Below are 11,655 nucleotides of genomic sequence, written 5' to 3' on the forward strand. Positions count from 1 at the left end.
CACCGCCCGCCTAGAGGTCGATCTTGTCGGTGTCGATCTCCATGGGCGTGCCGGTGACCTTCGACTTCACGAAGCTGAAGACCGTGGTGATGGTGGAGCCGGGGGTGTCCCAGTACTCGGCCGAGTCGGTGTGCACGATCAGGGCCCGGATCGACGGATCGGTGCGGCCTCCGGGGAACCAGGCTTCCACGCTCTGGTCCCACATCGCGTCGATGTAGCTCTGCTCGGTGGTGAGCTCGGCGTGGCCGCTGACCGACACCCACGACCCGTTCGAGCTGAAGGCGAGGTTCACGAGCGGATTCTTCTCCACACGCGTCGCCGTGGAGGATTCGGCGCTGACCAGGAACCAGAGGTCGCCGTCGAAGCGGTGGTGCTGCTGCTGCATGGCCAACGGCTGCGACAGCGGATGCCCGTCGTCGTCGAGGGTGACGACCATGGTGATCGGAAAGTCGTCGAGCAGTTTCGCCAGGGTCTCGATCTCGTCGGTGCCGGTCATGGGGTGCTCCATTCGTGGGTGAGGGGCTTCACGCTACGCCGGAACCGGATTCCCGCCAGGGGGTTGCTTCGGGCGGGCTAGGAGCGGGATCGTCGACGCACGACGAGCAGGATGACGACGGCGGCCACCACCGAGAACGCCGCCGCGCCGCCGGCTACCAGCACCCACGGGGGCAGTCCCGCATCCACCGTCTCGACGGCTATGACACCCTCTGCCGGGAACGTGACCTCGGCGGTCGCCGTTCGCGACAGCAGACCGGAGGTGAGGGCCAGGTTCGCCGTCCACGGTCCCGCGACGATCGCCGGGTCGAGGTCGATCGAGACCTCATGGGTGCCGCCGGGCGGAATCGTCACCGCGTTCGCCGTGCTGAACGGCCCGGCCGACATCGAACCCGGGCCCTCGGTGAGGGTCAGGGTTCCCGACACGTCCACGGCACGGCCACCGGTGTTGGTCACCACGGCCACGAGCCGGGGCATCCCCTCGGCGGATCGCTCCGCGGTCAGCGTGCCGAGGGTGAAGTCGGCAGGCGGCCCGTTGCCGGGGCCGACCGACACGTAGAGTCGCACGCCGGCCCGCGAGGCCAGCGCGAGCATCGATCCGTCGGGTGCCGGCTTCGTGACCTGCGCCCAGACCGCGGCGTACTGCTCGCCCTCCGCCGCATCCGCCGGTACCGCGATCGTGACGGTGACGTTGCTCGACTCGCCGCCCTCGAGCTCCAGGGTCTGACTCGAGAGAGCGGTCCAGGAGGAGAGCTCGTTCTCCGACCCCTCGGCGTCGCCGGTGAACTCTCCGTCGACGATCCGGGCGGATGTCGCATACATCGTGACGGTCTGGGCGGTTCCGCCCTCGTTGCTCACCTCGACGCGACGCTGGATGGTCGAGCCGGGTACCACGTTGTCGACGATGTAGTTACGGGCGCGTGGGTCGTCGAGCGTCGCCTCAGGCACATCCACGAGGCGGATGCCGATCGAAGCCTCACCCGGGTCGGTGCCGGCGGACGCAGGGGCCGCACCTCCACCGATCAGCGCGAGAACGCCGAGCACGATGAGGGCTGCCGCAACGACAGCCCGCGACGGACCCGAGGAGATCCGGTGAGACGCCGCGTTCAGAGCACGGAGTGGGTCAGCGTGGCGGTGTACACGCCGGCGAGCGCGCCGGCCGGTACGTGCACGAGGATGCCCTCGACCCACGTGGCGGAGTTGTTACCCACCACGGTCGCACTGGCCACGGCCGAGGGGCCTGCGCCGGTTCTCGTGAAGGTCTCGAGGTCGATCGTGCCGGTGGTGGCAGTGGGGACCACGGCGTTGATCTCGAAAGCGTCGGAGGGGATCACGGCGTCGGTGGTGGTGGAGGTGAAGTCGGTGATCGAGTACGACGCGGTCCAGGTTCCTTCGATAGCACGCTCGTCGGTCACGCTCACGCCCTGGAGCGAGCCCGAGGCGTCCAGCCCGGGAGCCGCCGAGTTGAGGATCGTGCTGGCGGGTGCCGTGATGGTGAGGCTGCCGCCGGTGACCTCGGCCGTGACCGTGCTCTCGGGTGGCCCGGGCACGGCCATCGCGGGCACGGCGACGACGAGGGTCAGCGCCGCCGAGGTGGCGATGCCGGCGAGAATGCGGGTGGATGTGCGCATGAGGAAGCCTTTCGGGTGCGGGCCCCATTCGGGGTGAGCAGACATTTTCACGGTAGCGAGGCGAGGCCGCCCGATGTCCCCCGGAATCGGTGGTTTCGGCCGCTCGGACGACGAGCCGGCCCTGCTACCGGGTCACGGGATGAGGCGACGATCGCGCAGATCCTGGAAGATGCGCAGGAACATCTCCTCGGTGTCGACATACTCGTGGAAACCCGCCCGCCGCGCCTTCGAGGCATCCGCGATCACGTCGTAGTCCCAGCCGAACACGAAGTCTCCGAAGGCCCACGACGACACATCCCGGTACGGGGTCGCGACCAGGCCGTGGCGCTCGATCATCGCCTCCCAGAGCGGCTGCTTGTCGGCCATCACGTCCTGCAGGCTCATCTGCAGCGGCGGAGCCACGTCGAGGTCGAAGAACTCAGCGAGCCGCGGCCACATCGACGACCACCGGAACAGGTCGCCGTTGGTGATGTTGTACGCCTCGTTCCGGCTCGACGAGGTGGTGGCCGCCCAGACCGTCGCCCGGGCGAGCAGCCCGGCATCCGTCATCTCGATCAGGCTCGTGTAGGCGCCGGGCCGGCCTGGGAACCGCAACGGGATGCCGAGCTCCTTGCTCATCGACGCATAGACGGCGATCACCATCGCGAGGTTCATCGGGTTGCCGAGGCCGATGCCGGCGACGACGGATGGGCGCAGCGCCGACCACGACCAGGCCGCCCCGCGCTGCCTCCGTTCGAGGAACGACTGCTGGTCGACGTTGAACTCGGGCGGCATGTGCCCCGGGTCGGACTCCTTCGCCGGAGTCGCGAAGGGGCCGAGGTGGGCGCCATAGACCTTGTACCCCTGCATGAGGCTGATGTGCTCGAGGCCGGGAGCGACGGGTTCGATCGCGTCGACGACGTTCGTGAGCATCGCGAGATTGGGTGCGACCAGCTCCGCCCAGGTGGGGCGATCCTGGTAGGCGGCGTAGAACACGTGGGTGACCCCGGAGAGACCTCGCAGTCGCTCGGCCGTCGCCTCGCGGTCGAGCAGGTCGACGGCGAGGTGACGCACGGGGCCGGCATCCGCTCCCCCACGGCGCGAGATGCCGATGACGTCCCATCCGCCGATCTGCTCGAGGTGGTCGATGAGGTTGCCGCCGATGACCCCTCGGGCTCCGACCACCAGTGCCGTCTTGCGTTCCATGCCGCCTCCATCGCTAGATCGTGATTTGCCGATGTACTGTCTAGCACAGCATCGGTAAATCACGATATTGCGATAGAGTGGGCGGATGGATGACACCCCCGAACTCGACCTGGTCGCCGTGTTCAAGGCGCTGGGGCACCCCACCCGACTCGCGATCCTCGGCTGGCTGAAAGAGCCCGATTCGTTTCCGCCGCAGGATCAGCCCGCGACCGAGGTGGGCGTGTGCCTGAAGCACATCCAGGCCCGCGCCGAGGTCTCGCAGTCCACCGCGTCGCAGTTCATGGCCACGCTCCAGCGCGCCGGCCTGGTCACCTGCACCCGGATCGGCCAGTGGTCGCACTACTCGCGCAACGAGGCGGCGATCGAGTCCGTGGGCCGCAACGTGGCTCTGACCGTCTAGCTCGTAGGCGGCCTAGCTCGCAGCCGGCCGACACGACGTCGAGCCCGCGCTGCCGGACAGCTCAGAAGCGCAGCAGGATCTTTCCGGCGCGACCGGGCACGGCACTGGCCGCCGCCGCCTCGCGGGCGTCGTCGAACGGGAAGACCGCCTCGACGGGCAGAGCGACCTCGCCCGAACCGATGCGCTCGAACAGCTCGCCGAACAGGGCACCGCGCTTGGCGGCATCCATCTCCCGGCTCACGCGGCTGCCCCAGAACCCCTTCACCGTGACGTCTTTGAAGATGAGCGCGCCCGAGGAGATCTGCAGATCGCCCGCCCCCATCGCCCCGAACGACCAGAGCGTGCCGCCCTCCCCCAGCAGTCCGACCAGGTCGGCGGATGCGCTGCCACCGACGGAATCGACGGCCGCCTTCGGGCTCGCGCCCGCCAGCAGCGCCGCCGCCGCATCCTGCCAGCCGTCGCTCTCGGTGGAGACCACGTCGTGGATGCCGATGGACGCGAGCTCATCGACTCCCGCGTCGCGGCGCACCAGCCCGAGCACGCGCACCCCGCGGTGGGCGGCGAACTGGGCGACGAGGCGACCGACGGCGCCGTTCGCGGTGTTCTGCACGATCCAGTCGCCCGGTGCGACGTCGAGGTGGTCGAGCAGGCTGAGAGCGCTGAAGGGCATCGCGATCAGCTGCGCGGCGGTCTCGTCGTCGATGCCGTCGGGCACCGGGATGAGGCCGGCGGCCTTGGCCACGAAGTACTCGGCCCAGACGCCGAAGGTGCCACCCGTGACGACGCGCTGACCGAGCTGCAGGGCGGTGACGCCCTCGCCGAGCGCATCGACGACGCCGACCGCCTCGGTTCCGGATGCGGCCGGCAGCTCGGGCTTGAAACCGTACGTCCCGCGGATGGTCCACAGGTCGTGGTTGTGGATGGGCGAGAGCACCGTGCGCACGCGCACCTCGCCCGGGCCGGGCTCGGGGAGGGGGCGGTCGGTGACCTCGAGAACGTCGGTGGCTTCGCCGAAGGTGGCGTGGGTGAGTGCGCGCATGATTCAAGGCTACGTTCCCGGCCTGGGAGGGCGGGGGTCGCATCCACAGGAACTCCCGACGCACCGCCTCAGCCGATCCGGGCGAGCAGCAGCACCCCGAGCAGCACCACGAGGCCGTTGCCGAGGAGAGCGGTCCAGCGCTGGAACGACGATCCCGTTCTGCGGCGGAGGGCGGCTCCGATCAGCACGAGCAGCGCTTGCCAGGAGAAGGATGCCACTCCCACGCCGGCGATGAAGGCGATGCCCGTCGGGACCGATTCCGCGACCTGGCCGAGTCCGGTGAGGATCGCGCCGAAGTAGACCACGGTGGCCGGGTTGATCGCCGTCAGGCCCAGGAAGAGCGCGAACCGGCCGAGGGACGTCTGCGATCGCCGGGCATCCGGGGCACCCTCGCGCACCGGCCGGTGGCCGCCGGCGACGATGCCGCGCACGCCGATCACGACGAGTGCCGCACCGCCGACGATCTGCGGCCAGGGCGTCAACGCTCCGACGAGCGGACCGACGAGCGCACCCGCCGTGACCGCGGCGGTGCAGTAGAGGATGTCCACGGTCGCCACGGCAGCCGCGCCGGGGAGGCCTCGCCGCAGTCCCCGCGAGACACCCTCCTGAATCAGCATCACCCCGATCGCGCCGAGCGGAGCCGCCAGTGCGAGGCCGGCGACCAGTCCCGAGGCCAGTGCGAAGAGAACATCCATGCCACGACCATGGGACACGGCACCGCGAACGACGGTGCGATCGGGCAGTCAGTTGAGATGATTGTCGGTATGGACCGGATGGACAGCGAGATCATCGACGTACTCCGCGTGAACGGGCGGGCGTCGTTCAGTGAGATCGGCCGCCGGGTCGGGCTGAGCACGAACGCGACGGCCGCTCGCGTGCGCCGGCTCGAGACGGCCGGGGTCATCCTCGGCTACCGCGTGGTCCTCGACGCCGAATCCGTCGATCCCGCGGACGGCCTGGAGGCGTTCGTCGATGTACGCCTCGCGGCCGGGCACGACTCGGAGGAGTTCCTCTCGTGGAGCCGGCGGATCCCCGAGATCAGAGACGCCGTGCATGTCACAGGGTCGTACGACTACCTCCTGCACATCCGCGTCACCGGCACGACCGCACTCGACCGCCTGCTGCGCAGCCTCAAGAACGACGGAGGCGCCTCGCACACGCAGACCCGCCTGGCGCTCCGCTGAGAATCGGGCACACGCCCCCGATCCGCGATAAAGTGATATCACTTTTCCACGATTCGAGAGGCGCGCCATGACCACCGAAGCCAGTCCCACCACAGTCGAGACCGTTCCGGTCGGGCACGACGGCGTGCGGGTCGACATCACCGAGCGCACCGCGGCCTCCCTCCCAGGAGGGGTGGGCCTGGCGCTGGCCGGAGCTCTTCTCGCGGTCGGACTGCTGACGCTCCTCGTGCTGCCGGATGCCGCGAAGATCGCCTCGGTGCCGTTCTTCGCGGCGTTCGTGATCGCTCTCACCTCGATCGTGATCGTGCAGCCGGGCCAGACCAAGGTCGTGCAGTTCTTCGGCCGCTACGTCGGAACCGTGCGCCGAACCGGCATGTCGATGGTCATGCCGCTCTCGACGCGGTGGAGCGTGAGCGTGCGGGTGCGCAACTTCGAGACCAACCGGCTGAAGGTCAACGACGCCGACGGCAGCCCGGTGGAGATCGCGGCGATCGTCGTGTGGCAGGTCGCCGACACCTCCAAGGCGACCTACGCGGTGGACAACTACGTGGACTTCGTGTCGGTGCAGGCGGAGTCGGCCCTGCGCCACATCGCGACGACGCACCCCTACGACGGTTCCGATTCGGGGGGCACCTCGCTCCGCGGGTCGACCGACCAGGTCGCCGACGAGCTCGCGCACGAGGTGGCCGAGCGCATCTCGCTCGCCGGCGTGGAGATCGTCGAGGTGCGCATCAGCCACCTCGCCTACGCGGCCGAGGTCGCCCAGGCGATGCTGCGCCGTCAGCAGGCGAACGCGGTGGTCGCCGCACGCACCCGGATCGTCGAGGGCGCGGTCGGGATGGTCGACCTGGCGCTCACGAAGCTCAGCGAGGACGACATCGTCGAGCTCGACGACGAGCGCAAGGCGGCCATGGTCAGCAACCTCATGGTCGTACTCTGCAGCGACCAGCCGGCCTCGCCGATCGTCAACACGGGGACCCTCTACTCCTCGTGAGCGCGGAGCGTAAGCAACTGCTGCTGCGCATCGACCCGGCTCTGCACGACGCGCTCGCCCGCTGGGCCGCCGACGACCTGCGAAGCGTCAACGCGCAGATCGAGATGATCCTGCGCCAAGCGCTCGCCAAGGCTGGGCGGGCACCGGCCGGTCTCAAGGAGCCCAACCCGCGCGGGCGCCCCCGCAAGGATGCCGGGCACTGACCTCTCCGGTGCCCGGCCCGTGCGGAGGATCAGGTCACGACGTCGATGATCACGCCGGCCACGATTCCGGCGGCGGCGACCACGAGCACCGCGGCCGTGATGCTCCTCGCCAGGATCCCGTGGCCGGCGCGACGGCGCCCCGGCAGCGACACGAGCAGTCCGACCGCGACGGCGACCAGAATGCCCCCGCCCGTGATGCCCAGTGCGAGAAGCGCACCCGCCGCGAGTTCCGGCGTGTGGAGGTAGCCGAGCAGGAGGGCGCCCGCGTAGATGATCGCCGCGGTGATGACCCCGGCGACCACCCGGGTCAGCACGTCCCGCCAGAGCTTCTGCTCCCGAACCCAGCTCCCGAGGAGCTGCCACCCGCGGAGTCGTTGCTGCGTGTCGGGGTCCGTCATGATTGCACCCTATCCGGATCGGCCGTCGCCGCCGGGGCGACCTGGTCGGTCCGGCAGGGGTGGGATACGCTCGCGATCATGTGCACCCGCATCCTCTGGAACAGCAACGATGTCGCGATCACGGTCGCCCGATGCATGGACTGGGCCGTCAGTGACGAGCCCGAGCTCTGGTTCGTGCCGCGCGGGACCGCGCGCACCGGAAAGGCCGACCACGAGTCGCACAGCTGGACCTCTCTCTACGGCAGCCTCGTGACGAGCATGTGGGGGATGGGCACGGTCGACGGCCTGAACGAGAAGGGCTTCGCCGCGCACGCCCTCTACCTCAACCCCGACGACGTGGAGTTCCCGCCGGCCGACGGGCGCCCCTCGGTGGCGAACGCCCTCTGGGTGCAGTACCTGCTGGACAACTACGCCACCGTGGCCGAGGCCGTCGCCGACATCGACCGGGTGCGGATCACCTCGCCCACCTTCCGGGGAATCGAGCTCGGGGTGCACATCGCCATCGAGGACGCCACGGGCGACTCCGCGGTGATCGAGCCGCTCGGCGGCGAGCTGGTGGTGCACCACGGGCGCGAGTTCACCGTGATGGCCAACTCGCCCACACTCGACAAGCAGTTGCAGAACCTGGAGCGGTACCGCCCGTTCGGCGGCGAGCTGCCCCCGCCCGGCGACATCACCTCGACCGACCGCTTCGTGCGCTCGGCCTACTTCCTGCACTACCTCCCCGAGCCGGAGAACGTCGAAGAGGCCGTCGCCGGCGTCTTCCAGCTCATCGCGAACGTCTCGGTGCCGTACGGCGCCCCGTACTCCACCGGGGACGTCTATCCGACCTGGTGGCGTGCCGGCGCCGATCTCACCAACCGGATCTACTACTTCGGCTCCACCCGCAGCCCCAACATCTTCTGGGTCACCCTCGACGACCTCGCCGAGGTCACCGAGGTGCGAAAGCTGGATCCCCGCGAACTCACCCTCGTGGGAGACCAGACCCACCACCTCGAGCCGGCGCCCTTGCTGTACTGAACCGCCGGCCAGACAGTGCCCGTTCGCCTACGGCCTGCCGAACGGGTTCTGTTTGCGTGACGCCTTGTGGGCGTAGAGACGCTGGTCGGCGCGCTCCCGGATGGAGTGCGCCGTGTCGTCCGGTTCCGCGACGGCCAGGCCGAACGACCAGAGCTCGGGCGCCGAGGCGTGCAGCCGGCCGATCAGCTCGAGGGCCTCGCCATCCGTCGTGGCGGGAAGCACGAGCAAGAACTCGTCGCCGCCGATCCGTGCGACGAGGTCATACGGCCGGGTGGCCTCGCGCAGGGCGGCGGCGAACTCCACCAGCAGGCGATCGCCGGCCGCGTGACCCCGTTCGTCGTTGATCTTCTTGAAGTCGTCCAGGTCGACGATCACCACCGCCACCGGTTGCGCGGTGCGCGCCGCCCGGCCGAGCTCCAGGTCGATGCGCGCGTCGAGCCCCGAGCGGTTCAGCAGGCCGGTGAGCGGATCGGTGGTGATCTCCCGGTCCAGGCGGCTGCGCAGGTAACCGGCCGCTTCGAGGCAGAACACCGAGGCGAGCAGGATGTTGACCCAGGTGATCAGCACGGCATCGAAGGGGTTCACCGCGATGGCGGCGAACGAGAGCGCGAACCCTCCCCCGGTGACGGCCCGCGCGACCCACCTCCGGTAGAACCACCCCAGGTAGCAGGCGAGCATCGGGTACAGCACGATGTTGTTGACGGATGCCACGGGCGCGGTCGAGACGGCCATCTGCAGTGACGTGATCACGAAGAAGACGCTGACTCCCGCGAGACCGACCCAGTGCACGAAGCGGATGCCGAGCGCGATCGGGGTGCCGGCGAGAACGACGGTGACGGCGACCCAGAACCAGGTCCAGCCGCTTCCGAGCGGATCGCCCGTCGAGGTGACGGCATCCAGGAGCCCGCTGCCCGCGATGACGGCGCCGCCCGCCGCGGTGACCCAGGCGAACGGCGGGATGGATCGCTGTCGGAGCCATCGCACTGCTCGGCTCATCACCCTCCCCCGACCGACCCGCGCCGGGTCATGCGTCGAATTCTAACCAGGCGGTCACGGCCGGAGGCGCATCTGTTCACCTCCTCTTCACCACTCTCCCCGGTGGCACCACGCCCGTTGAGGCTTAGACAGGGCGTGAGCGACCATCGTGGCCGCGGGAGGAGGGAACGATGGATGTGCTCATCACCGTGATCCTGGTGATCGTGGTGGCCCTGGTGTTCGACTTCACGAACGGATTCCACGACACGGCCAACGCCATGGCGACATCGGTGGCGACCGGAGCCCTGAAGCCCCGCGTGGCGGTGGGCATCTCCGCGGTGCTCAACCTGGTGGGCGCCTTCCTCTCCACCGAGGTGGCCAAGACGATCTCCGACGGCATCATCAACGAGGGCGAGAACGGGGTGGAGATCACCCCGACCCTCATCTTCGCGGGCCTCGTCGGCGCCGTGCTCTGGAACCTCACCACCTGGTACCTCGGCCTGCCCTCCAGCTCCACGCACGCGCTCTTCGGCGGCCTGATCGGGGCCGCGATCATCGGGGCCGGTTTCGGCGCCGTGAACTTCTCGGTGGTGCTCTCGAAGATTTTGCTGCCGGCGCTGATCTCGCCGCTCGTGGCGGGAGTGATCGCTCTGACGGCCACCTACGTCGCCTACAAGCTCACGAAGCACGCCGCCAGCCGGGGCGCCGAAGCGGGGTTCCGGCACGGCCAGACGGTCTCCGCCTCGCTGGTCTCGCTCGCCCACGGCACCAACGACGCGCAGAAGACCATGGGCGTCATCACCCTCACCCTGGTGGCGGCCGGGTACCAGGATGCCGGCGGGGCGCCGCAGTTCTGGGTCATCCTGGCCTGCGGTCTCGCGATCGCGCTCGGCACCTACCTCGGCGGCTGGCGCATCATCCGCACCGTCGGCAAGCGCATCACCGACATCCAGTCGCCGCAGGGGTTCGCGGCCGAGACGAGTTCGGCCGCGACCATCCTGGTCTCCTCGCACCTCGGGTTCGCGCTCTCGACCACGCAGGTCACCTCGGGTGCGGTGGTGGGCGCCGGGCTCGGCAGAAAGCTCGCCTCGGTGCATTGGGGGATCGTCGGGCGCATCGCGATCGCCTGGGGAGTCACGCTGCCGGCCGCCGCGCTCGTGGGCGGGCTCGCCGCGTGGGCCGCGACCAGCAGCATCCTCGGTCTGATCGTCGTCGCCGTGCTCGGGGCCGCCGCCGGTCTCGTGATCTACCTGCTGTCCCGCCGGCATCCCGTCACCCACGAGAACGTCAACGACGTCGATGAGGCCCCGGATGCCCCGAAGAAGGAGAAGGAGGTGGCGGCATGAGCGCCGCACTCGCTGCACTCACCGTACCGGCGATCACCGTGGCGGCCGAGAGCGGAGCGGCCGGCGAAGGGCAGTTCCTCGGGGTCGACTGGGGATCGTTCGTGCTCGTCTTCGTAGTCGCCTTCGTGGCCAGCGTGCTGGTGGTCGCCTCGTACTCGCTCGGCCTGCGCCTGCTGGCCACGGGCAGCGACCGCGCCCACCGACCGCCGATCGCCACGGCGGGCGCGTACCTGTGCATCGCTGTCGGCATCGCGGCGGTGCTCTACGGCATCTACCTGGTCATCCCGCAGTTCCATTCCTAGGGCGGGGAGCCGGATGACGCGACTGCGCCGAGACGACGGGAACGACGATGCCCGGCTGCGGCTAGGGAGTGCCGCCACGGCGGTGAGCGCCCTGCTGCTGGGGCCGGCGGGGCTTCTGCAGCTGGCGGCCGCCGCCATCCGGTGGGCGCCGTGCCTCGCTCCGAGCGGATCCGCGACTCCCGCCGCCGCGTCGTCCTCGGACCCATGCGCGGCCGCGGCCGACCATCTGCGCGACTACGTCTGGGTCTCGACACCGTTCGAGCCGATCCCCGGCGCGGTCGTGCTCGTCGGCATCGCCTCGCTTCTGCTGGCCGGCTTCTGGGCGACCTGGGCGGTGAACCTGCGCCGGCACCGGATGCTCCTGGTGCTGTGCGCGGTCACGGCCGCGACCTGGCTGTTCTCGGCCGGCACGCAACTGCTGGCGGCGTTCAGCGGCGGGGCGCTCGGCGTCGTCGACGACCGGAGCGGCCTGGCCGGGCTGGT

Annotated in this window: 16 protein-coding genes; 8 read left to right on the forward strand and 8 right to left on the reverse strand. The window is 69.7% G+C overall.

Annotated elements, in window-relative coordinates:
- Positions 1-10: 10 nt before the first annotated feature.
- The 4 genes from Q0D75_RS20190 to Q0D75_RS20205 form a co-directional block, all read right to left on the reverse strand.
- Positions 11-496 carry a pyridoxamine 5'-phosphate oxidase family protein gene (locus Q0D75_RS20190; protein ID WP_291057532.1) on the reverse strand — a complete coding sequence of 162 codons (486 nt, stop codon included), beginning with the start codon at positions 494-496 and terminating at the stop codon, positions 11-13.
- A 77-nt stretch (positions 497-573) separates the two neighbouring features.
- Positions 574-1,539 (reverse strand): hypothetical protein, encoded by a 966-nt coding sequence (locus Q0D75_RS20195; protein WP_291057534.1) that lies wholly within the window; start codon positions 1,537-1,539, stop codon positions 574-576.
- A gap of 62 nt (positions 1,540-1,601) precedes the next feature.
- Entirely contained in the window at positions 1,602-2,126 is a 525-nt protein-coding gene (locus Q0D75_RS20200; protein WP_291057536.1) for a hypothetical protein, read from the reverse strand.
- A gap of 132 nt (positions 2,127-2,258) precedes the next feature.
- A complete protein-coding gene (locus tag Q0D75_RS20205; RefSeq protein WP_291057537.1) occupies positions 2,259-3,311 on the reverse strand; it encodes an SDR family oxidoreductase in 1,053 nt (350 codons plus the stop codon).
- Positions 3,312-3,396: 85 nt separating this feature from the next.
- On the opposite strand from Q0D75_RS20205, the gene Q0D75_RS20210 reads away from it, so the two are divergent.
- Complete coding sequence (locus Q0D75_RS20210) at positions 3,397-3,711, forward strand: metalloregulator ArsR/SmtB family transcription factor (protein ID WP_291057538.1); 315 nt, start codon at positions 3,397-3,399, stop codon at positions 3,709-3,711.
- A 61-nt stretch (positions 3,712-3,772) separates the two neighbouring features.
- On the opposite strand, the gene Q0D75_RS20215 is transcribed toward Q0D75_RS20210, so the two are convergent.
- Together Q0D75_RS20215 and Q0D75_RS20220 are read right to left on the reverse strand one after the other, a co-directional pair.
- Positions 3,773-4,750: a zinc-binding dehydrogenase gene (locus Q0D75_RS20215; protein WP_291057540.1), complete on the reverse strand. Its 978-nt coding sequence runs from the start codon at positions 4,748-4,750 to the stop codon at positions 3,773-3,775.
- Between the two features lie 68 nt (positions 4,751-4,818).
- Positions 4,819-5,445 carry a LysE family transporter gene (locus Q0D75_RS20220; protein ID WP_291057542.1) on the reverse strand — a complete coding sequence of 209 codons (627 nt, stop codon included), beginning with the start codon at positions 5,443-5,445 and terminating at the stop codon, positions 4,819-4,821.
- A gap of 69 nt (positions 5,446-5,514) precedes the next feature.
- Between Q0D75_RS20220 and Q0D75_RS20225 the strand changes: the two genes are divergently transcribed.
- The 3 genes from Q0D75_RS20225 to Q0D75_RS20235 all read left to right on the forward strand — a co-directional run bounded on the left by Q0D75_RS20225 (position 5,515) and on the right by Q0D75_RS20235 (position 7,131).
- Positions 5,515-5,934: an Lrp/AsnC family transcriptional regulator gene (locus Q0D75_RS20225; protein ID WP_291057544.1), complete on the forward strand. Its 420-nt coding sequence runs from the start codon at positions 5,515-5,517 to the stop codon at positions 5,932-5,934.
- A gap of 67 nt (positions 5,935-6,001) precedes the next feature.
- The gene (locus Q0D75_RS20230; protein WP_291057546.1) at positions 6,002-6,928 is read left to right on the forward strand and encodes an SPFH domain-containing protein; all 927 of its coding nucleotides are present in this window, start codon (positions 6,002-6,004) and stop codon (positions 6,926-6,928) included.
- The gene (locus Q0D75_RS20235) at positions 6,925-7,131 is read left to right on the forward strand and encodes a hypothetical protein (RefSeq protein ID WP_291057548.1); all 207 of its coding nucleotides are present in this window, start codon (positions 6,925-6,927) and stop codon (positions 7,129-7,131) included. The genes Q0D75_RS20230 and Q0D75_RS20235 overlap by 4 nt, the downstream gene beginning before the upstream one ends.
- Positions 7,132-7,160: 29 nt before the next feature.
- Here Q0D75_RS20235 and Q0D75_RS20240 read toward each other — a convergent pair whose 3' ends face one another.
- Complete coding sequence (locus Q0D75_RS20240; RefSeq protein ID WP_291057550.1) at positions 7,161-7,529, reverse strand: hypothetical protein; 369 nt, start codon at positions 7,527-7,529, stop codon at positions 7,161-7,163.
- 78 nt (positions 7,530-7,607) lie between these two features.
- Here Q0D75_RS20240 and Q0D75_RS20245 point away from each other — a divergent pair, with 78 nt between their 5' ends.
- Entirely contained in the window at positions 7,608-8,549 is a 942-nt protein-coding gene (locus Q0D75_RS20245; protein ID WP_291057552.1) for a linear amide C-N hydrolase, read from the forward strand.
- Between the two features lie 27 nt (positions 8,550-8,576).
- On the opposite strand, the gene Q0D75_RS20250 is transcribed toward Q0D75_RS20245, so the two are convergent.
- Complete coding sequence (locus Q0D75_RS20250) at positions 8,577-9,533, reverse strand: GGDEF domain-containing protein (protein WP_291057554.1); 957 nt, start codon at positions 9,531-9,533, stop codon at positions 8,577-8,579.
- 182 nt (positions 9,534-9,715) lie between these two features.
- Between Q0D75_RS20250 and Q0D75_RS20255 the strand changes: the two genes are divergently transcribed.
- From Q0D75_RS20255 to Q0D75_RS20265, 3 genes are all read left to right on the forward strand, one after another.
- A complete protein-coding gene (locus Q0D75_RS20255; protein WP_291057556.1) occupies positions 9,716-10,870 on the forward strand; it encodes an inorganic phosphate transporter in 1,155 nt (384 codons plus the stop codon).
- Complete coding sequence (locus tag Q0D75_RS20260) at positions 10,867-11,172, forward strand: hypothetical protein (protein ID WP_291057558.1); 306 nt, start codon at positions 10,867-10,869, stop codon at positions 11,170-11,172. The genes Q0D75_RS20255 and Q0D75_RS20260 overlap by 4 nt, the downstream gene beginning before the upstream one ends.
- Before the next feature lie 13 nt (positions 11,173-11,185).
- Positions 11,186-11,655: hypothetical protein (locus Q0D75_RS20265; RefSeq protein ID WP_291057560.1), on the forward strand; the 470-nt coding region annotated here is incomplete at its 3' end.

Source organism: Herbiconiux sp. (assembly GCF_023264855.1).
Classification (GTDB): Bacteria; Actinomycetota; Actinomycetes; order Actinomycetales; family Microbacteriaceae; genus Herbiconiux.